23 protein-coding genes and 1 tRNA gene are annotated in these 18,410 nt (G+C 34.9%); 18 read left to right on the forward strand and 6 right to left on the reverse strand.

Annotated features, from left to right (window positions below; genetic code table 11):
• Positions 1 to 29 precede the first annotated feature (29 nt).
• Positions 30 to 2,897, reverse strand: a complete 2,868-nt coding sequence (odhA, locus tag ACYVEC_RS08595) for a 2-oxoglutarate dehydrogenase E1 component (protein WP_098555457.1) — start codon at positions 2,895 to 2,897, stop codon at positions 30 to 32.
• 825 nt (positions 2,898 to 3,722) lie between these two features.
• On the opposite strand from odhA, the gene ACYVEC_RS08600 reads away from it, so the two are divergent.
• The 11 genes from ACYVEC_RS08600 to ACYVEC_RS08650 all read left to right on the forward strand — a co-directional run bounded on the left by ACYVEC_RS08600 (position 3,723) and on the right by ACYVEC_RS08650 (position 7,568).
• The gene (locus ACYVEC_RS08600; protein WP_000428510.1) at positions 3,723 to 3,932 is read left to right on the forward strand and encodes a helix-turn-helix transcriptional regulator; all 210 of its coding nucleotides are present in this window, start codon (positions 3,723 to 3,725) and stop codon (positions 3,930 to 3,932) included.
• Between the two features lie 2 nt (positions 3,933 to 3,934).
• Positions 3,935 to 4,312 carry a hypothetical protein gene (locus ACYVEC_RS08605; protein WP_063224556.1) on the forward strand — a complete coding sequence of 126 codons (378 nt, stop codon included), beginning with the start codon at positions 3,935 to 3,937 and terminating at the stop codon, positions 4,310 to 4,312.
• A gap of 28 nt (positions 4,313 to 4,340) precedes the next feature.
• Positions 4,341 to 4,523: a DUF3976 domain-containing protein gene (locus ACYVEC_RS08610; RefSeq protein WP_001178300.1), complete on the forward strand. Its 183-nt coding sequence runs from the start codon at positions 4,341 to 4,343 to the stop codon at positions 4,521 to 4,523.
• Positions 4,524 to 4,659: 136 nt separating this feature from the next.
• Positions 4,660 to 5,019, forward strand: coding sequence for a hypothetical protein (locus tag ACYVEC_RS08615; protein WP_098555459.1), 360 nt, complete (start codon positions 4,660 to 4,662; stop codon positions 5,017 to 5,019).
• A gap of 18 nt (positions 5,020 to 5,037) precedes the next feature.
• On the forward strand, positions 5,038 to 5,307 hold the full coding sequence (locus tag ACYVEC_RS08620; protein WP_142332711.1) for a hypothetical protein: 270 nt from the start codon (positions 5,038 to 5,040) through the stop codon (positions 5,305 to 5,307).
• A gap of 140 nt (positions 5,308 to 5,447) precedes the next feature.
• Entirely contained in the window at positions 5,448 to 5,534 is an 87-nt protein-coding gene (locus tag ACYVEC_RS08625) for a hypothetical protein (protein WP_231428569.1), read from the forward strand.
• A gap of 35 nt (positions 5,535 to 5,569) precedes the next feature.
• Positions 5,570 to 5,860: a hypothetical protein gene (locus ACYVEC_RS08630; RefSeq protein WP_231428410.1), complete on the forward strand. Its 291-nt coding sequence runs from the start codon at positions 5,570 to 5,572 to the stop codon at positions 5,858 to 5,860.
• A gap of 132 nt (positions 5,861 to 5,992) precedes the next feature.
• A complete protein-coding gene (locus ACYVEC_RS08635) occupies positions 5,993 to 6,868 on the forward strand; it encodes a WXG100 family type VII secretion target (protein ID WP_098555460.1) in 876 nt (291 codons plus the stop codon).
• Positions 6,869 to 6,874: 6 nt separating this feature from the next.
• A complete protein-coding gene (locus ACYVEC_RS08640; protein WP_000476182.1) occupies positions 6,875 to 7,078 on the forward strand; it encodes a hypothetical protein in 204 nt (67 codons plus the stop codon).
• Positions 7,079 to 7,080: 2 nt separating this feature from the next.
• Entirely contained in the window at positions 7,081 to 7,329 is a 249-nt protein-coding gene (locus tag ACYVEC_RS08645) for a DUF4176 domain-containing protein (RefSeq protein ID WP_098555462.1), read from the forward strand.
• A 50-nt stretch (positions 7,330 to 7,379) separates the two neighbouring features.
• On the forward strand, positions 7,380 to 7,568 hold the full coding sequence (locus tag ACYVEC_RS08650; RefSeq protein WP_098555463.1) for a hypothetical protein: 189 nt from the start codon (positions 7,380 to 7,382) through the stop codon (positions 7,566 to 7,568).
• Between the two features lie 496 nt (positions 7,569 to 8,064).
• On the opposite strand, the gene ACYVEC_RS08655 is transcribed toward ACYVEC_RS08650, so the two are convergent.
• The 3 genes from ACYVEC_RS08655 to ACYVEC_RS08665 form a co-directional block, all read right to left on the reverse strand.
• Positions 8,065 to 8,137, reverse strand: a tRNA-Val gene (locus ACYVEC_RS08655).
• Between the two features lie 189 nt (positions 8,138 to 8,326).
• A complete protein-coding gene (locus ACYVEC_RS08660; protein ID WP_098556534.1) occupies positions 8,327 to 8,551 on the reverse strand; it encodes a hypothetical protein in 225 nt (74 codons plus the stop codon).
• Between the two features lie 289 nt (positions 8,552 to 8,840).
• Positions 8,841 to 9,596: a class I SAM-dependent methyltransferase gene (locus ACYVEC_RS08665; RefSeq protein ID WP_063224544.1), complete on the reverse strand. Its 756-nt coding sequence runs from the start codon at positions 9,594 to 9,596 to the stop codon at positions 8,841 to 8,843.
• A 365-nt stretch (positions 9,597 to 9,961) separates the two neighbouring features.
• Between ACYVEC_RS08665 and ACYVEC_RS08670 the strand changes: the two genes are divergently transcribed.
• The 6 genes from ACYVEC_RS08670 (at position 9,962) to calY (ending at position 14,925) form a co-directional block, all read left to right on the forward strand.
• On the forward strand, positions 9,962 to 10,189 hold the full coding sequence (locus ACYVEC_RS08670; RefSeq protein WP_000251858.1) for a hypothetical protein: 228 nt from the start codon (positions 9,962 to 9,964) through the stop codon (positions 10,187 to 10,189).
• Between the two features lie 155 nt (positions 10,190 to 10,344).
• Positions 10,345 to 11,631 carry a D-alanyl-D-alanine carboxypeptidase family protein gene (locus ACYVEC_RS08675; protein ID WP_460506167.1) on the forward strand — a complete coding sequence of 429 codons (1,287 nt, stop codon included), beginning with the start codon at positions 10,345 to 10,347 and terminating at the stop codon, positions 11,629 to 11,631.
• A gap of 190 nt (positions 11,632 to 11,821) precedes the next feature.
• Positions 11,822 to 12,391, forward strand: a complete 570-nt coding sequence (gene sipW / locus ACYVEC_RS08680; RefSeq protein WP_000767813.1) for a signal peptidase I SipW — start codon at positions 11,822 to 11,824, stop codon at positions 12,389 to 12,391.
• 62 nt (positions 12,392 to 12,453) lie between these two features.
• Positions 12,454 to 13,044, forward strand: a complete 591-nt coding sequence (locus ACYVEC_RS08685) for a CalY family protein (protein ID WP_098556540.1) — start codon at positions 12,454 to 12,456, stop codon at positions 13,042 to 13,044.
• A 157-nt stretch (positions 13,045 to 13,201) separates the two neighbouring features.
• Positions 13,202 to 14,008, forward strand: a complete 807-nt coding sequence (locus tag ACYVEC_RS08690; RefSeq protein ID WP_098556541.1) for a DUF4047 domain-containing protein — start codon at positions 13,202 to 13,204, stop codon at positions 14,006 to 14,008.
• A 323-nt stretch (positions 14,009 to 14,331) separates the two neighbouring features.
• Positions 14,332 to 14,925 carry a biofilm matrix protein CalY gene (gene calY, locus ACYVEC_RS08695; RefSeq protein ID WP_098556543.1) on the forward strand — a complete coding sequence of 198 codons (594 nt, stop codon included), beginning with the start codon at positions 14,332 to 14,334 and terminating at the stop codon, positions 14,923 to 14,925.
• Positions 14,926 to 15,000: 75 nt separating this feature from the next.
• On the opposite strand, the gene ACYVEC_RS08700 is transcribed toward calY, so the two are convergent.
• Together ACYVEC_RS08700 and ACYVEC_RS08705 are read right to left on the reverse strand one after the other, a co-directional pair.
• Positions 15,001 to 15,324: a helix-turn-helix domain-containing protein gene (locus ACYVEC_RS08700; RefSeq protein WP_000578883.1), complete on the reverse strand. Its 324-nt coding sequence runs from the start codon at positions 15,322 to 15,324 to the stop codon at positions 15,001 to 15,003.
• 79 nt (positions 15,325 to 15,403) lie between these two features.
• Positions 15,404 to 15,538: an anti-repressor SinI family protein gene (locus ACYVEC_RS08705; protein ID WP_060630024.1), complete on the reverse strand. Its 135-nt coding sequence runs from the start codon at positions 15,536 to 15,538 to the stop codon at positions 15,404 to 15,406.
• A 343-nt stretch (positions 15,539 to 15,881) separates the two neighbouring features.
• Between ACYVEC_RS08705 and inhA1 the strand changes: the two genes are divergently transcribed.
• The gene (gene inhA1 / locus ACYVEC_RS08710) at positions 15,882 to 18,269 is read left to right on the forward strand and encodes a M6 family metalloprotease immune inhibitor InhA1 (protein WP_098556545.1); all 2,388 of its coding nucleotides are present in this window, start codon (positions 15,882 to 15,884) and stop codon (positions 18,267 to 18,269) included.
• Positions 18,270 to 18,410 lie beyond the last annotated feature (141 nt).

Below are 18,410 nucleotides of genomic sequence, written 5' to 3' on the forward strand. Positions count from 1 at the left end.
AACAAGCTAGAAACCTTCATTGTTACTTTTTAGTTGCTGAAAACTTCAATTTCTTGTTTATCTTGACGGAAGTTATACTTCACGTCTAAAGCGTGTGCAACAATTAGTTCTTGCTCAGCTTTGTGAGCGAATGGATCGCCGCCAGATGGGCTAGAGCGATCTGGGCGTCCAATGTAACCTGTTTTCACTTTATCTCCAGCTAGTTCGAACAGAATTGGAGCCATGTAATGCCATGCGCCCATATTACGAGGCTCTTCTTGAACCCAAATAATTTCTTCTAAGTTTTTAAAGCGTTTAATAATAGATTGAACTTTTTCAGCAGGGAATGGGTACAATTGTTCAATACGAACGACATGAACTTCATCTAAATTGTACTCATGCTTACCAGACTCGATTTCTGCTGCTAAGTCAATCGCCATTTTACCTGTACTTAAAACAAGACGTTTTACTTTGTTTGGTTTTGTGCCAAGGTTTTCTTGTTCTAATGCAGGTTGGAAACGTCCTTCGCTTAACTGGCTAGCAGTTGAAAGCGTAAGTGGGTGACGTAATAAGCTCTTTGGCGTCATCAGTACCAATGGTCGAACAGCTTCGGTTCCTAAGATAGATGCTTGACGACGTAAAATATGGAAGTATTGTGCCGCGCTCGTTAAGTTTGCAACTGTCCAGTTGTTCTCAGCAGCTAGCTGTAAGAATCGCTCTGGACGTGCACTAGAGTGCTCTGGTCCTTGACCTTCATAACCGTGTGGTAATAGAAGAACTAAACCAGATTTTTGACCCCATTTTGCTCTTCCAGCTGAAACATATTGATCAAATAATGCTTGCGCAGTATTTGAGAAGTCACCATATTGCGCTTCCCACATAACAAGAGTTTCTGGAGCGAATACGTTATAACCATACTCGTAACCAACAACAGCAGCTTCTGATAACGGACTGTTATGAACAGAGAATGAAGCGTTGATGTTTGGTAAACGATGTAATGGTGAATATGTTTCATTTGTATCAGTATCGTGTAATACGATATGACGGTGCGCGAATGTACCACGCTGTGAATCTTGACCAGTTAAACGAATTGGCGTACCTTCTTGTAAAATAGAAGCGAATGCTAATGACTCAGCAAGTGCCCATTCAATTTTACCGTTCTCTTCAAGAGCATCTTTACGGCGCTCAAGAATTTTCTTCACTTTCGGATATACGTTAAAGCCTTCTGGCCAAGAGAGTAGACCTTCATTAATTGCACGAAGTGAGTCAAGCTCAACACCAGTATCAATTGGCTGAATACCTTTTGCAACAACATCTGGCACTTTAACGTGAATTGTTGCATCGCTCGTATCAGCTGGTGGTACTTGTGCATAGTCAGATTTTAATTGCTCTTGCGTAAACTGTGTAATTGTTTCAATCTCATCTGCATTTAGAACACCAGCAGCTTGTAATTGATCTGCATAAAGTGCTCTTACAGTTGGGTGATTTTTAATCTTTTTGTACACTTGTGGTTGAGTAACTGCTGGGTCATCCATTTCGTTATGACCGTAGCGGCGGTAACCAATTAAATCGATTAAGAAATCTTTTTTGAACAATGTACGATATTGAATCGCAAGGTTAGCAGCAGCAAGACAAGCTTCCGGATCATCAGCGTTCACATGAACAATCGGAATATCGAAACCTTTTGCAAGGTCACTTGAATATTTCGTAGAACGAGAATCATAGCTATCAGTCGTAAAACCAACTGCATTGTTTGCGATAACATGAATTGTTCCGCCCGTTTGATACGCGTTCAATCTGCTTAAGTTCAATGTCTCAGATACAATACCTTGACCAGGGAATGCAGCATCACCATGAACTAAAATTACGAATGATTTTGAAGTATCTTGTTCTGGAAGACCAGATTTTTTACGATTTTCTTGAGCCGCACGTGCGAAACCTTCCACAACAGGGTTAACGAACTCAAGGTGACTTGGGTTATTTGCTAATGTAACGCGAGTGCTAACTTCATCGTTACCAACGACTTGTTCTCTACCTAAATGGTATTTCACGTCGCCAGTCCAGCCAGAATTTGCCACTGCGTCTTCTATTTTTGCATGTTTGAACTCAGCAAACATGTGACTATAAGGTTTTTCTAATACGTGAGCAAGTACGCTTAGACGACCGCGGTGAGCCATACCAATCATGACATCTTCTACGCCGCCCTTGGCACCTTCTAGAACAATTTCATCTAGAACAGGTACAAGCATATCAACGCCCTCAATAGAGAAACGCTTTTGCCCAACGAATGTTTTATGCAAGAATTGCTCGAAACCTTCAACAGCTGTTAAACGTTTTAAAAGAGCAGTTCGTTTTTTATTTGATAGTGGTTGACGCAATGAATTTGATTCCACCATTTGATGCAACCACGCGCGTTCTTCACTATCTTGTATATGAGAAAATTCATAAGCTAAAGATTGTGTATACACTTCTTTTAATCTATGAATTACATCAAGTGCAGTGTGAATACCTTCTGGTGCATCTTGCCATACTGTTTTTGCTGGAATCGCTTTCAAATCAGCATCGCTCAGTTCGTTCATTGCTTTCTCAAGAAGAGATTGTCCATTTGCAGCATCTTCCATCGGATTGATGTGAGCCAACGTATGTCCGAAAGAACGAATCTGCTCAACAAGCTGAACGACTTTAAGAATTTTTTCAATGTTCCCTGTGTTTTGAGGAGAAAAATGTGTTGCTGTGTTGTCCCCTGTTACGACATCATCTTGAAACGAAGGAGCTCCAAAAATTTCAAAAAGCTCTTGTAATTCCGGATCAACAGAACCTGCTCCAGTTACGTAAAGATCATACTGTTCGATAACATAACCAAGGTTCGGACCGTGGAACTTGGCCCAAGGGTTTGTCGTTGTATTCTTCCTCGTCATTTGTTTAAACCTCCCAATGCATATAATCCTTTTTCCATACAAAAAGGTGCATTTTGCTCTTTTCAATAATTAATGAACCAATAATCAATGTAAATGTTTTCTTTACTCTTATGTTATTACAATAATTTACATAATACCAAACACTATTACTTATCTGTTTTGTAAAAAAACATTCACAATAACTTATCACCCAAGTTAATCTTTCATGTTATAAAGTAATTTTACAGAAAAATGGGGTGGATATATTTGGTATACCTATACGAATAGCTAAAATTATTGCACGTAAATATAAGTATAATAATTAGAATGTTTCGATAAAAATGAGTTCGAATTATGTATATTGAAATAATAAGCGCTTTCATTGATATTATACAACAATATAACGGAATATAGTATAAAAAATAAAAAATTATGAATTTATCGTAAACTTTATTTAGATAGTGTTAAATATCGAAAGGAAAGTGAAGGATTTCTACAAAAAAAGTGGCTAAACATAAAAAATGCTTCATAAACAGTTAGTTTCTATAAATATGCCGAAAAACACCGTAAAACTAATAACACATTTCGTAGAATAAAGGGATAAATGAAATATTTTAAAAGGGTAAAACAAATATGGAGATATTAAATTTTAAAAAAAGAGAGGAGGAGATATAGTAACGGTTATTTACAGTGTTCCGTGTTTTGTTTCAAAATAGACGTACTGAAATTGAAAAAGTTTCTTCTATATAAATAGCGTGAATAATAATCAAAACTAATGTAAAGGAAGCTTGACGTAAAGTTTGCTTTACATATATACTCGGTATAAGGAAGGAGGGAGAAATTTCCTTGGAAAATAAAATGGTCGAATACCGAAAAAAATTTGGACTATCTCAAGAAAAATTGGCTGAGAAACTTGGAGTTTCCAGACAAACCATCATTTCAATTGAAAAGGGAAAATATGATCCATCACTTCCGTTAGCATTTGAAATAGCAAAAACATTTCAGACAACGATAGAACATGTATTTATTTATGAAGGAAAAGAAGGGGAGGAGTAAAGATGAACTATTCACAAAAGTACTTTTTAATCATGGGAATTATTTTTTTTATTATGAGTGGAACTATGGTATTAGCAGGTATAATGACGCATTCAGCACCACCGACTCCAACTTATACAGTTCTTGCAATGATGATTATGTGTTTCTGCCTAAGCTACTTACACCCACAATTTAAAGAAAAAGACGAGCGGATGAAATTAATTCGTTATAAAGGCATGTTCTTCAGCTTTTTTGCGTTAACAGCATATTATCTTCTTTTCTCTATCGGCTTAAACTTAAAAATAATTACACTATCTGCTACTGAACTATTGAATATACTTATGGCACTCACGATGAGTACCGTCTTTATCTCGTTTGTTGTTTTGGCAAAAAGATATTAAGATGGAAGAGAGAAAGGAAGATTAACATATGCAAATGATGTATGCTTTTGGCATTGGGCTTGTATTATTTTTAGCCGTATTCTTATTTATTCGTAAAGACGTGCAAGGTGGGACGTTAACGAAAAGAGGCTTTTATAAAATGATCGGCTGTTTAGTTGTTATGTTTATAGCGATTATCGTAATGATCGTTTTAATAAATCAGTCACTATAGAATGTAAAAATGGAACCTTACTATTAGTAAGGTTTTTCCTTTTTGGTTTAAAATCCGAAAATTCCCGCATAATCCATTTACTGCATATAATGGATATTATATAATTTAATAAAATGATGGATAGGGAGAATAGTATATGAATAAAAAAACTATCTTCTTTTTATTAACATGTCTACTACTTGTAGCTAGTACTACCTATATAATATGTAACAAACGAGAACAAGTGCCACCTATGTTAGTATGGGAGGGGCAGGAATACTACGTAACGAATGAACCTGCTAAAACTGAAAAAGTGGGGCAAAGGCTCGGAGAAGTTACAAAGAAAATTGAAACAAGTAAAAAACCTACTAAAAATAGTGAATCCAACATATTACAAGAAAAAACAGAAGTATTCACAATGATAGAAGAAGCAAAAGATCTTCACTCATCTTTAACGATAAAGGAGCCTTATAGTGACGAATATAGAATAGTAAGGCCAATGTTAAGGGTACTATAAAGTGAAAAGGAGATTCGTATGCAGACAGTAATTTCATATCCATGGTCGTTAAGAAAAATGTTTGTCTTTTTTCTTTGCTTTACCCTTCCTCCTATTGGTGCCATTTACATTGCAATGAATAGAGGGGCACTACAAAAGAGAGACTTCATTTTATACTTATTATTTGCTGCTATTAATATATCGCTTTGGTTATCGCTTATGATCTTTGATCGGAGTATGTGGATGGTAGCGGGGCATTATGTGCTTGGGGCAATTGTGATTGTGTTTTCGAATATGAATAAGAGATAAGCCAGTAATTTTAAAGTTGCTGGTTTTTTTATTTTGATATTTATAATGAAGAAACATATAAATCAATATGCAAAGAAGGAATGGTATAGATAAAAGTAACGTCTGAACGGTTAGAACAGACTGCAAAGACAGTAAGTAACATCAGGCACTTCTTAGAATATTTACATAATGACCTATGCAATCAAATTAAGAATATCGCTACACAATGGAATGGAGCGAGTAGATAACAATTTTATCAGAGATTTAGCGAAGTAAAACCAAAATGTTTACTGTTTTAATAGAAGTTAAAAACTACAATGCTATGACATCTAGTGGTAGACGTTCATTAATAAATATTGTAGTAAAACAGTTTGAAGATAGATTGAAACATTTGTCCGAAGGTTCACACAGGACTGTCGTGATAGATGTGAGAGGACCAGATGAAACGGGAGAAATATTGAAGAAAATAAGAGAAGAAATAAATCAAAGAACATTTGGACAGGCAGAAATTATTATTAAAAAGATAAAAAAAGTAGGTTATATTACAGAGTTAGCACGAATGCATAAGTTATAATTTCAAAGTGCTATAAGGGTAACCCTGAGGAGAAAAAGACTTCGGATTTTTAAGATTATATAAAATATTCATAGTTGCGAAAACTCTATTGTGGTAAAATATTCCATATAAATATTTAAAAGGGGAATGGCTATGGGGGATATAAAAGTTACTCCTGAACAGTTGCGAAAAGTGGCAGGGACTATTAGATCAACTATCACGAATGCAACTGCAACACAGGAGCGACTAAAACGAGATATTGATATGATTTCTAGTAATTGGTTGGGCTCAACCTATATGAAATTTAATACGGATTTCCGTGATTCATCCTTTAAGATGGCACAATTTATAATCATATTGGAGCCACTTGAGAAGTTTCTTCTTGATTCTGCTAATAAATTTGAACAAGTAGATAACATGGATGTTGCCATTGCGATGGCTTCTGGTATTCTTAATAAAAATAATGATAAAGTCGAATATCTTACAGGTAAGGCAGAAGGTGCTGAAGGAGATCGACTTGGAGGGAAATTAGAAGGTACAGTAGTAAATGGTGAGTTTGAATTAAGTAAGGATAGTAAAATAAATACAAAGTTCGGTACTGGTTCTGCAGAGCTAAATATTCCGTATAGTAAAGAAACACTCCGCGAAGATGCTTCTAGTGGTAACTTGATTGGTGGAAAAGTGGAGGCACGCGCTCAAGAAACATCTTATGTAAGAACGGATATTCCTTATATGGAAGATATAACTGTAACTCAAAAAATGCACGATTTTAGTAGTATTGTAGGTTATGATGAGTATACAGTGAAGGTAGGTGCGGAATATAGTTCGCGCAAGTATGAATTGCTTTTAGAGAAAATTGATGTTCCGGATATTATTCCGTATTTCAGTGATCACGATATAACAATCCGCTTAGAATTGGGAGTAGGGACTTATGGGTATAAGCTTCACATGGGTCAAGAGAAAGGTTTTTATGCATCATACGAAGGTTTTGGAGGAGGTTTTTTCTTGAAACCTGAAAAAAAGGAGTAATCACACATGTTTAAACAAGGACGTATTTTGATGTATATTTTTACCGCGGTTTTATTTTTTTCTTCATTCTTTTTTCCGCAGCCAATGGAAAAAAGGTTTTTAACAGCTATTGCAGCATTGATTATTGGTGGAATAGGTATTGGAATTTCCTATCTATTAGAAATTTTGAGTAACAAGTCGAAGAATATATCTAAAAAGAACGGAGAATGACGATGGAGCTTTTCCCGATTGGTTCAGTTGTAAAGCTAAAAGATCTAAACCAACCTGTTATGATTATTGGAAGAATGGTCATTTCAGCGGATAAACGTGATTTTGATTATGTAGGGGTTCTTTATCCGGTTGGTTATTTAGGTGATGAAAAAGTGTTATGCTTTAATCATGATAAGATTGTAGAGGAAATACATAGAGGGTATTTGAATGAGAGTGAATTGATTCTACGTGAGAAATTAGTAGAATTATAGGTTAGTTGGAAAATACATATAGATTTTAAAAATACGATAGGGGAAACAAAATGGGAAAGATAATGAGAACTATTGTAATCATTGGCATACTTGTTCCTCCAGTGCTGCTGTGGAGTGCACCTGATATTCCGCTAAATGATAAGTTGCTATTTACAGGCATACAACTAACTGTTGGATTCATCACAGTAGTAGCGTTAGAGATTATATTTAGAAATCGAAAAAAGAAGAGGGCAAAATAGATATAAATTGTATAGAATGGCAGATAAGAATATTGGTGGCTAATCTTCTCAATAAAAGAAATTAACAGAAGCAGGGAGAAATCCTTGCTTTATTTTTGTATAGAAGTACTAAGTAGGGTATCGTTAAATTAGGATGTTCGAGTCGGCTCGGCAGGTATTATCTATTAAACGTATCGTTGTTTACCTCCTCAGTTAATTCGTCTAGATTAAAACTAAGAGTTTCAGAGATTTTTCCAGCTCGTATGCTAACTACAATTGTACGAGGGGGACAGATTAGCGAACTCTTTTTCCTCCTTGAAATCCTTCATAGCAAACTTAAGTAGCATTTTCTTTTCAGTCCTTTCTCAGTTTTATGGAAACAAAAAGAGGACTACCCCTGAGTCAGCTGGTTTGCTGACTAGAAGTAGTCCTCTTTTAACTTGTGGTGTCTGATGGAGACCTCCACAGTTTTAGCTTTTGAGAATACTCTCTCAAGCCTTGATACTATTAGGTTTTATGACCCCGGAGAGGCTCGAACTCACGACCTCCACCCTGTCAAGGTGGCGCTCTCCCTGCTGAGCTACGGGATCTTCAAAAATGCTTATGTAACAGCATCTTTTATGTTTACGCTAAAGTAATTATATATAATTGAATGAAATTTTACAATATTTTTATATTAATCTTTTGAAAGGAAAGTATTTGGAATCACGTTAGTAGTGTATTAAGGAATATATAAATAGAAAGTTTAATTAAAAGTGGGTTCGAATAAAACGGTTATATTATTTTTTTCGATACCAATCCAAAGGACCTTCATCACTCAAATCAACAAGAAAAGGTAATAAGAAGTGTAAAGGTAAGCTTAAAAGTTCTGGCATAGCGTTTACGGTTTTCTTTGATAAATATTGCCTTCCGAAACAATACGGACAATCTTTTTCAAATGCCATGAGTATCGACCATACATCTTTTACTTTCCATTTCGTTTTACAATACGTACAACGCGCCATGAAATTCCTCCTCGTTATAGTTGCTTCCTAATATATTCCATTCCATTGTAATAAAGTCAAGTGTATTTGGTGTGGTAAAATGTGATTTGTTTGTAAAAAGATAATAAAGCTATTACATTTAATCACCTAAAACAAGCATAACCCCGTTATGAATTTAGGACGGGGTTAAAATAGAGTTGTGTAATTTTTGATATAGTGTACTCAACATATAACAATAAAGCTAAGGGTTATGCAATGATCGTGCCCGATTGGTGAGGACTGTTTAAAGTTCTACTTTATGTCTGGTTGTTTACACATTGCCCATATAACTTCGCGTTAAGTTTGGGAGAACAATTTTTCCATTCTTACTGTATTTTTCGAATAACTCTGATAGGAGAGAAATAAAGTTTTTATATTCTTCGTCATTTTCTTTCGGAGCATAGGATCCTGATAAATTTCTTCCTAGAAAACCTTCATAGTCAAAAAGTAAATCATTTTGATATTCTTTAAACTCATACTTTCCATCTTTAAAAAAGCTTTTAAAAATTTCTGGCGTTTCCTCGATTCCACCGCTAAATCCTTTAAAGTTTGGGCAGGTTTTTTGGCAAATTTCTGCATTTTCTTTAATAATCGGACTAGTTACATCTCTACTATTCCAAACAAGAGCAATATTTGCTTTTTGTTTCAAAATTCGTTGGCATTCGATTTTGAAAGCTTTTTTATTAAACCAATGAAATGCTTGAGCAACAGTTATTAAATCCAGACTATTTTCTTTTAAAGTGGTATGTTCGGCAGTTGCTTTTATTGATTGAAAACGAGAAAAATGGCTTAACGATTGTTCTGCCATTTTTCTCATGTCATCATTTGGCTCAACTCCAATAACATGTAAACCACTTTCAAGCAGCTGGTGGCTAAATATCCCCGTACCTGAACCGATATCGGCCACAATCTGATTCTTATTCAGTTCGTTAGCCGAAAGCAAATAATCAATATATTCTTTAGGATAACTAGGGCGATATTTCGCATATATATCGGCCTTGTCAGTAAAATTTTCTGTTGTTTTCACAGTACTACCTTCTTTCCAGCGATATTATGTGCAGAAATAGGAACCAAATAGTAATTTCCGCATCAGTCTCTAAGTCTACAACGTAAAAGTCCAGCTAAATGGAGCTGCCTTAGTTCTCTTATTCAAATTATACTATTTTGCATGATATCTTCCAAAAGACCATGATTTCTTATTCATCTAAATGGTCTAATTGTTGAATAATATAACCATTCGTATATCGCACGAGGGTTATGTAGGATAAGAGATTTCCATCTTCAATATCCAAATTGGCCAATATATCCTTTTTACAATTTACTTAAAATCATGTATAACAGAGATACAAGATTATTTTATAAATATTCAAGAGTAGAGGGAGAATTATTGTAATGGTAAGGAAAACGTTCAAGATGCGTGTATCTAAAAATAGGACGATTTCAATTAACGGCTCAATTCTTGATGTGGATGTTACACATGATGAGTTTTTGCAAGAGTTTGTTGAGTGGGTCGATTCTAAAGGTTGGTCGTTTATGGGGATGACAGATGAGATTACACCTGAGGAAGCTAGTCAAAATCTAATAGATTCATTGATTGATGAGAAGGATAAGAAAGAATAATTCTTTCTTATTTTTTATTGTATATTTATGTTCTTCATCGTAAAAGTATGATATAGTAAAAAACAGCGAATGTTCTTCCAATTTAATACAAATTACATATAGATTGGTAGATTCAATTTTTAAACTGTGAGAGTATAGTGAAAAGGGAGAGTCATATGGTAAAATTTAAGAAAATTTTGGTTTTTATTACCGTTATTTGTTTGTTTTTTTCCACACCTATGACGTTACGTGCTGAGACAAATATTGGAGTGAATCCAGAACAAGTAGCCCCACCACCTAAGGAAGGGCCGAATGTTTTTAGTCAGTTTGCAACTACGATTGATGCGAAAACTGGAGATGTTTTGTATGATAAAAACGCACATCATCGTGCATTTCCGGCTAGTATGACGAAAGTGTTAACGGCGATTTTACTTATGGAACATACGAAGCCAGAGGATCAATTTACGTTTTCACAATTAGCATTAGATCAAGAGAAGAGTAATTATCAAATTGAGTTTCAACCCGGTGAGACGATAAATAGAGATACAGCGCTTACAATTTTAATGGTGTTAAGTGCGAATGATGTTTCATATGCGATTGCGGAGCGTATTGGTGGAAGTGTTGAGAATTTCGCTAATATGATGAATGAGAGAGCGAAGCAATTAGGGGCTACTGATAGTCATTTTGTAACACCGAATGGATTGCATGATCCGAATCATTATACTACGCCATATGATATGGCTATGATTACGAGAGGTGTGCAAAAGTACCCTGAGATTTTGCAAGCGATGAATACGAAAAGGACGACAGTTACGACATCTAGGCAGACGGTGTCTATTTTTAATAAATCTACTTATTTTGAAAATCCATTTAGTATTGGTGGTAAGACAGGGTTTACAAATGAAGCGCGTAATACACTCGTTTTATTAAATGAGAAGGATGGAAATCGTATTATAAATGTAGTGATGGCTTCTCAAAGACCTGAAATTTATGAAGATTTAAAGCAGATGGCCGACTATTCTTTTGGTCAATTTGTGAAGCAAACTGTACTGGATAAACATAGTTGGCATCAAAAGACAACGTATTTAAATAAAGATATTGATAGCGAGCTTGAAAAAAGTGCAGAACTGATGCTTAAGAAAGATGAAGGGAAAAATGTGAAAACGACTTTCCGTGCGGCTGCATTAGATAAAGATTCTTTGTATCATAAAGGAATTCATCGTGGTGAGGTAGTTGGGGCAGTTGATATTATGAAGAATAATCAAACAATTGCGACGGTAAATGTTCTTTCTAAGGAAGATGTTACTTTTGCGATGCCTAAAAAAGATACGGTCGAGCCTGAAGTAAACGAATCAAACGTGAAAATAATAAGTATTGGAATAGGTGCCGCCATACTATTTGGAGCCATTTTATTTGTAGTGCTACGCCGAAATACAAAAGGAATGAAATCAGAAGAAAAATAAATTACTAGTTTAAAGGGCTGTGAAGAGATATTGTCACAGTCTTTTTTTGTTTAAAATAACTAATAATTGTAAATTTTCTTATTGCATTTCAGTTTTGTTCGTTATATTATTTACTTGTGTTCTTGTTAAAGAACTAAAGTGAATATTGCATACTTCAAATAATATAAAACAACGGAGAGGGAGAGAAACGATGAAATTAATTTGGAAGGTGATTAGCAACGTTATCTCATTTGTTTTATTTGCGTTAATGGTTTGTTTAGCTTTTGTAGTTATTTCTTCAAAAGCGAGCGGTGGTGATCCAACGGTAATGGGATATCAATTTAAGAGCGTTCTTTCAGGGTCGATGGAACCAACATTTTTAACAGGATCAATCATTGCGATAGAGCCGACGAAAGATGGTTCTAAATATCAAAAAGGTGATGTTATTACCTTTAAAGAGAAAGATGAAAAAATTATCACTCACCGTATTATTGGTGTGAAAGATACAAATGGAAAAGTAATGTATGAAACAAAAGGGGATAACAACAACGGTCCTGATTTAGAACCAGTACTTGCTGAGAATGTCATTGGGAAATATGCGGATATTACAGTTCCTTATGCAGGGTATGCATTAAATTATGCAAATTCAAAAGCTGGAGCTGCTTTGCTTCTTATTATTCCAGGAGTCTTTTTACTAGGCTATTCCGCTATTACTATTTTTAGTGCGATTCGTAGCATTGACGGAGAAAAGAAAGAGAAAAAAGTAGAACAATCGGTCTAGTTTGTTTGGTTATACTTTCCGGTTAGGAAGTTGACAAATATATAGATTAAGGGGATATGGACATGACTTTAAAGAAAAAATTAGGAATGGGTATCGCATCAGCAGTATTAGGGGCTGCATTAGTTGGCGGAGGAACGTTTGCATTTTTCAGCGATAAAGAAGTGTCAAACAATACATTTGCGGCTGGTACGCTTGATTTAGCATTAAATCCATCAACAGTTGTTAACGTATCGAATTTAAAACCTGGTGATACAGTTGAAAAAGAATTTAAATTAGAAAATAAAGGGACATTAGATATTAAAAAAGTACTATTAAAAACAGATTATACAGTAGAAGATGTGAAGAAAGATAATAAAGATGATTTTGGTAAGCATATTAAAGTAACATTCTTAAAAAATGTAGACAAGCATGAAACAATTGTAAAGGAAACAACGCTAGATAAATTGAAGGGTGACACACTTACTGCGGTAAACAACGATTTAGCTGCTTGGTTCTGGGATGAAAAAGGTATTTCTGCAGGTAAATCTGATAAATTCAAAGTGAAATTTGAGTTTGTTGATAATAAAAAAGATCAAAATGAATTCCAAGGTGATAAGCTGCAATTAACTTGGACGTTTGATGCACAACAAGGCGATGCTGAAGGAAAACAATAAGGACACCAAAAAGAGACTATCAAAAGCGGTAGTCTCTTTTTATGCTAAAAGAGAAATGTAAAAAGAAATATAATTTTATATCATTTTGCAATTCACTTTATTATAATAAAGATATAGTTCTTGATAAAGAACGAGTTGTTCGATAGGAGAGGTTAAAATGCTGAAGCCACCTAGTAAATTCAAAAAGATGCTTTTATTGCCATGTATATGTTCTATTACTTTTTATTTAGGCTCTCAAATGATGACGTATACAGAAGCAGCTTTTATTCATGAAACGAAAGTTGAGGCTACTATTTCTACAGCAAGTATTTTTCCAAAAACAGTTGATCAATTAACAGAACAAGCTAAGCAACATAAGGAAGTTATTTTGCATGAGTACGAAGAGATGAAATTAAAAGTAACTGTTACCTCCGCTCAAGAATTAGAACAGGCGCTTGTTACGTGGAAGCAAGGGCGTGAGAAAATAGTTGCTGAGAGAGAATCATTACAAAAAGTGTATAAATCAATAGAAGAACCTTATAATCAAGTACAAGAAGAGTTAAAAATAAATACAACTGAATCGAATAAGCAAGTATTCTCGTATGTGAATGCTGGCTTCCATATAGTGAAAGAAAAATGTGAGTATATTGATAAAGAAGTTAATTTACAAGTGATTGATAAACAAATTCAAGATTTTGAGAAGTTACTAGTAGATGAAACAGCAAAACAAGTGAGTGAGGCTGAGAAACAAAAGGAATTAGAAGAGAAGAAGAAACAAGAGGAAGCGAAAAGACTAGAAGAGAGTAAGAAACAAGAAGAAGCGAAAAAACTAGAAGAGAAGAAACAAGAAGAGGCGAAAAAACTAGAAGAGAAGAAGAAACAAGAAGAGGCGAAAAAACTAGAAGAAAAGAAGAAACAAGAAGAAGCGAAAAAGCTAGAAGAAAGTAAAAAACAAGAAGAACAGAAAAATAAAGATAGCAAGTAAAATATAGTAACATTCCAGAGTAGATAGGGATCATAAACAAATAGGTGCGAGAGCACTATCACTCGCCTATTTTTCGGGTCCTTTTCATATTATTTTGATTTTTCAACATTTTACTGAAAAATCAAAATAATATTGAGAAATGAAAATAACTGAAAATATTAATAAATATGTGTTGTATTTATATAGGTTTGTTCGTTATAATGAACATAAGGTTTTTAAAAAAGAACAAATATTAGCTAAGCTAATATAGTTTTAGTTATATCTCTTATTTTAAATAAGAGATAGCAATAAAAAATATAAAAAACAGCTAGGGGGAATTGATTGTGAGTCTGAAAAAGAAATTAGGTATGGGAGTTGCATCAGCAGCATTGGGGTTATCTTTAATTGGTGGAGGAACATTCGCTTACTTTAGCGATAAAGAAGTATCGAACAATACATTTGCAGCTGGGACGTTAGATCTTACATTAGACCCTAAAACGCTTGTAGATATTAAAGATTTAAAACCAGGGGATTCTATTAAGAAAGAGTTCTTATTAAAGAATAGCGGTTCATTAACAATTAAAGATGTTAAACTAGCGACAAAGTATACTGTAAAAGATGCAAAAGGTGATAATGCTGGTGAAGACTTTGGTAAGCACGTTAAAGTGAAATTCCTTTGGAACTGGGATAAACAAAGTGAGCCTGTATATGAAACAACTTTAGCAGACCTACAAAAAACTGACCCAGATCTTTTAGCTAAAGACATCTTTGCTCCTGAGTGGGGAGAAAAGGGTGGATTAGAAGCTGGTACAGAGGATTATTTATGGGTACAATTTGAATTTGTAGATGATGGAAAAGAACAAAATATCTTCCAAGGTGATTCATTGAATTTAGAATGGACATTCAATGCTAACCAAGAAGCTGGAGAAGAAAAATAATAAAAAAGCGGGTATCCCCCGCTTTTTTTTATAAAGAAAAAAGAAGTGCCGATTGTAAGCACTTCTTTCTATTTATTATTTTTGATTTTGCTTCCATTTTGTAAATTCAAGAAATTCACGAAATTGTTCTTTGGAGACGCCGGAGCTCATCGCATCTTTAACGAGTTGTGTCCATTCGGAGTCTAGGTGATTTTCCTTTGTTGTTTCATCATGAAGTAGAGTGTCAACTGGAATTTGTAGAACTGCTGCGATCTTTTCAAGAAACTGAATGGAAGGGTTTTTTTGTAAATTTCGTTCTATAGAACTAATGTAAGATTTAGCAACACCGGCTTTTTCGGCAAGTTCAGTTAATGAAATACCTTTTTGTAAACGCAGGCGTTTTATACGTTCTCCAATCATATTTGCGCACCTTTCTATCAATATGTCGTCGTCTTATGATGTCATTATTATAACATAAACTTCGCTAAAAAGAACAAACCTATTGAGCCTGGCTTGATGGTTTCGTACGTTGGAAAAAATGTTCGATATCTTGTAGAGCGATACCAGCGTCTAGAGCTTCAAGTATTAAATCAATCCATTCTTGATCCAATGCGTCAGTCTTATCTTTGTACAAATGTAATTCCTCCCTAATTATCGGTCATAACTGCTGCTACAGAATACGTGATAATGCAATCGGATTTTGTATTTTTATGTAGTGAATTATCAAATATTTTGTAGATAAAACAAAGATAAAATCCCCATTAAATTCCCTCTATGGCGATTATAAAGTTTCTGACAAATATTTTCAATATTTTCAGAAAACATTGTTGAATTGTGATATACTCGTATGCTAACTATGGAATTTTTACAAATATATTAAAAACATTACATAATATGACTAAATATTGAAAAAATATTGAATTTTTAATAAAATTCAATTTGTAATACATATTATTTATTAGGGGAGGAAATAAGGGATGAACAAGAAACCGTTCAAAGTTTTATCTTCAATCGCTTTGACAGCTGTATTAGGTCTTTCGTTCGGAGCTGGTACTCAATCTGCATATGCTGAAACGCCTGTGAATAAGACAGCTACGAGCCCAGTTGATGATCATTTAATTCCGGAAGAACGTTTAGCGGATGCGCTAAAAAAACGTGGGGTAATTGATTCGAAGGCTTCAGAGAAAGAAACAAAGAAAGCTGTCGAAAAATACGTAGAGAACAAAAAGGGTGAAAATCCGGGGAAAGAAGTAACAAATGGGGACCCACTTACGAAAGAAGCATCTGACTTTTTAAAGAAAGTGAAAGATGCGAAAGCAGATACGAAAGAAAAGTTAGACAAACCTGCAACAGGAACGTCTGCAGCGACAGGACCAGTTAGGGGTGGTCTAAATGGTAAAGTACCAACATCTCCAGCAAAGGAAAAAGCGTACAACGGTGATGTTCGTAAAGATAAAGTACTCGTTTTACTTGTAGAGTACGCTGACTTTAAACATAACAATATCGATAAAGAGCCTGGCTATATGTATTCGGAAGACTTTAACAAAGAACATTATGAAAAAATGTTATTCGGTGATGAGCCATTTGCGTTAGAGGATGGAAGCAAAATCGAAACGTTTAAACAATATTATGAAGAGCAATCTGGTGGTAGTTACACAGTAGACGGAACAGTTACAAAATGGTTAACAGTTCCTGGTAAAGCTGCTGATTACGGTGCGGATGCTGCTACAGGTCATGATAATAAAGGACCAAAAGGACCACGTGATTTAGTAAAAGATGCATTAAAAGCAGCTGTAGATAGCGGTATTGATTTATCTGAGTTTGATCAGTTCGATCAATACGATGTAAATGGTGATGGAAATCAAAAGCAACCGGACGGTTTAATTGATCACTTAATGATTATTCATGCAGGTGTTGGACAAGAAGCGGGCGGTGGTAAATTAGGTGACGATGCAATTTGGTCACATCGCTGGACAGTTGGACCAAAACCATTCCCAATTGAAGGTACACAAGCGAAAGTTCCATATTGGGGCGGAAAGATAGCGGCATTCGACTACACAATTGAGCCAGAAGATGGCGCAGTTGGTGTATTCGCGCATGAATATGGTCATGATTTAGGCCTTCCAGATGAGTATGATACAGACTATACTGGTCATGGTGAGCCAATTCAAGCTTGGTCTGTTATGAGTGGCGGAAGCTGGGCTGGTAAGATTGCAGGAACAACGCCAACGAGTTTCTCACCACAAAATAAAGAGTTTTTCCAAAAAACAATTGGTGGTAACTGGGCGAATATCGTAGAAGTAGATTACGAGAAATTAAATAAAGGTATCGGTCTAGCAACATATTTAGATCAAAGTGTTACGAAAACGAACCGTCCAGGTATGATTCGTGTAAACTTACCTGATAAAGATATAAAAACGATTGCTCCAGCATTTGGTAAGCAGTATTACTACAGCACAAAAGGTGACAATCTTCATACAACGTTAGAAACACCGCTGTTCGATTTAACGAATGCAACGAATGCGAAATTTGATTTCAAATCGTTATATGAAATCGAAGCAGAGTATGATTTCCTTGAAGTACATGCTGTAACAGAAGATGGGCAAAAAACGCTAATTGAAAAACTTGGTGAGAAAGCAAATAGTGGAAATGCAGATTCGACAAATGGAAAATGGGTTGATAAATCATATGATTTAAGCCAATTCAAAGGTAAGAAAGTAAAATTAACATTTGAGTACATTACAGATGGTGGTTTAGCATTAAACGGTTTCCTACTTGATAATGCTTCATTAACAGTAGATGGTAAAGTAGTATTCTCTGATGATGCAGAAGGTACACCACAATTTAAATTAGATGGTTTCGCAGTTTCTAACGGAACTGAGAAGAAAAAACATAACTACTATGTAGAGTGGAGAAATCATACTGGATCAGATAGCGCATTGAAATTTGCTCGCGGTCCAGAATATAACTCTGGTATGGTTGTATGGTATGCAGACTCAGCTTACACAGATAACTGGGTTGGTTTACATCCAGGACATGGTTTCCTTGGTGTAGTTGACTCTCATCCAGAAGCAATTGTAGGAACTTTAAATGGTAAACCGACAATTGACAGTAGTACACGATTCCAAATCGCTGATGCGGCGTTCTCATTTGATAAAACGCCAGCATGGAAAGTTGTATCTCCAACGCGTGGAACGTATACGTATAATGGCTTAGCAGGTGTGCCGAAGTTTGATGATTCGAAAACGTATATTAATCAACAGATTCCAGATGCAGGACGTATTTTACCGAACCTTGGCCTAAAGTTTGAAGTAGTAGGACAAGCTGATGATAATTCTGCAGGTGCTGTTCGCTTATATCGTTAATACAGTAAAACTACCGAGAGATTTTCTTTCGGTAGTTTTTTTGTGAGCAATGAATTTTATATAAAAGAAGAAATTATATATAATGTAACTTTACGAATAGAAATTTATTATAATATGAAGTCTATATAAATAATGAAAGAA

Source organism: Bacillus sp. MN7755 (assembly GCF_054771475.1).

What these genes read in the sequence shown, in the direction of transcription:
- odhA (WP_098555457.1), bottom strand. Translation starts at nt 2,897, where the DNA reads ATGACGAGGAAGAATACAACGACAAACCCTTGGGCCAAGTTCCACGGT.
- ACYVEC_RS08605 (WP_063224556.1), top strand. Translation starts at nt 3,935, where the DNA reads ATGAACTATTCACAAAAGTACTTTTTAATCATGGGAATTATTTTTTTT.
- ACYVEC_RS08610 (WP_001178300.1), top strand. Translation starts at nt 4,341, where the DNA reads ATGCAAATGATGTATGCTTTTGGCATTGGGCTTGTATTATTTTTAGCC.
- ACYVEC_RS08615 (WP_098555459.1), top strand. Translation starts at nt 4,660, where the DNA reads ATGAATAAAAAAACTATCTTCTTTTTATTAACATGTCTACTACTTGTA.
- ACYVEC_RS08620 (WP_142332711.1), top strand. Translation starts at nt 5,038, where the DNA reads ATGCAGACAGTAATTTCATATCCATGGTCGTTAAGAAAAATGTTTGTC.
- ACYVEC_RS08630 (WP_231428410.1), top strand. Translation starts at nt 5,570, where the DNA reads ATGTTTACTGTTTTAATAGAAGTTAAAAACTACAATGCTATGACATCT.
- ACYVEC_RS08635 (WP_098555460.1), top strand. Translation starts at nt 5,993, where the DNA reads ATGGGGGATATAAAAGTTACTCCTGAACAGTTGCGAAAAGTGGCAGGG.
- ACYVEC_RS08640 (WP_000476182.1), top strand. Translation starts at nt 6,875, where the DNA reads ATGTTTAAACAAGGACGTATTTTGATGTATATTTTTACCGCGGTTTTA.
- ACYVEC_RS08645 (WP_098555462.1), top strand. Translation starts at nt 7,081, where the DNA reads ATGGAGCTTTTCCCGATTGGTTCAGTTGTAAAGCTAAAAGATCTAAAC.
- ACYVEC_RS08650 (WP_098555463.1), top strand. Translation starts at nt 7,380, where the DNA reads ATGGGAAAGATAATGAGAACTATTGTAATCATTGGCATACTTGTTCCT.
- ACYVEC_RS08660 (WP_098556534.1), bottom strand. Translation starts at nt 8,551, where the DNA reads ATGGCGCGTTGTACGTATTGTAAAACGAAATGGAAAGTAAAAGATGTA.
- ACYVEC_RS08670 (WP_000251858.1), top strand. Translation starts at nt 9,962, where the DNA reads ATGGTAAGGAAAACGTTCAAGATGCGTGTATCTAAAAATAGGACGATT.
- ACYVEC_RS08675 (WP_460506167.1), top strand. Translation starts at nt 10,345, where the DNA reads ATGGTAAAATTTAAGAAAATTTTGGTTTTTATTACCGTTATTTGTTTG.
- sipW (WP_000767813.1), top strand. Translation starts at nt 11,822, where the DNA reads ATGAAATTAATTTGGAAGGTGATTAGCAACGTTATCTCATTTGTTTTA.
- ACYVEC_RS08685 (WP_098556540.1), top strand. Translation starts at nt 12,454, where the DNA reads ATGACTTTAAAGAAAAAATTAGGAATGGGTATCGCATCAGCAGTATTA.
- ACYVEC_RS08690 (WP_098556541.1), top strand. Translation starts at nt 13,202, where the DNA reads ATGCTGAAGCCACCTAGTAAATTCAAAAAGATGCTTTTATTGCCATGT.
- ACYVEC_RS08700 (WP_000578883.1), bottom strand. Translation starts at nt 15,324, where the DNA reads ATGATTGGAGAACGTATAAAACGCCTGCGTTTACAAAAAGGTATTTCA.
- inhA1 (WP_098556545.1), top strand. Translation starts at nt 15,882, where the DNA reads ATGAACAAGAAACCGTTCAAAGTTTTATCTTCAATCGCTTTGACAGCT.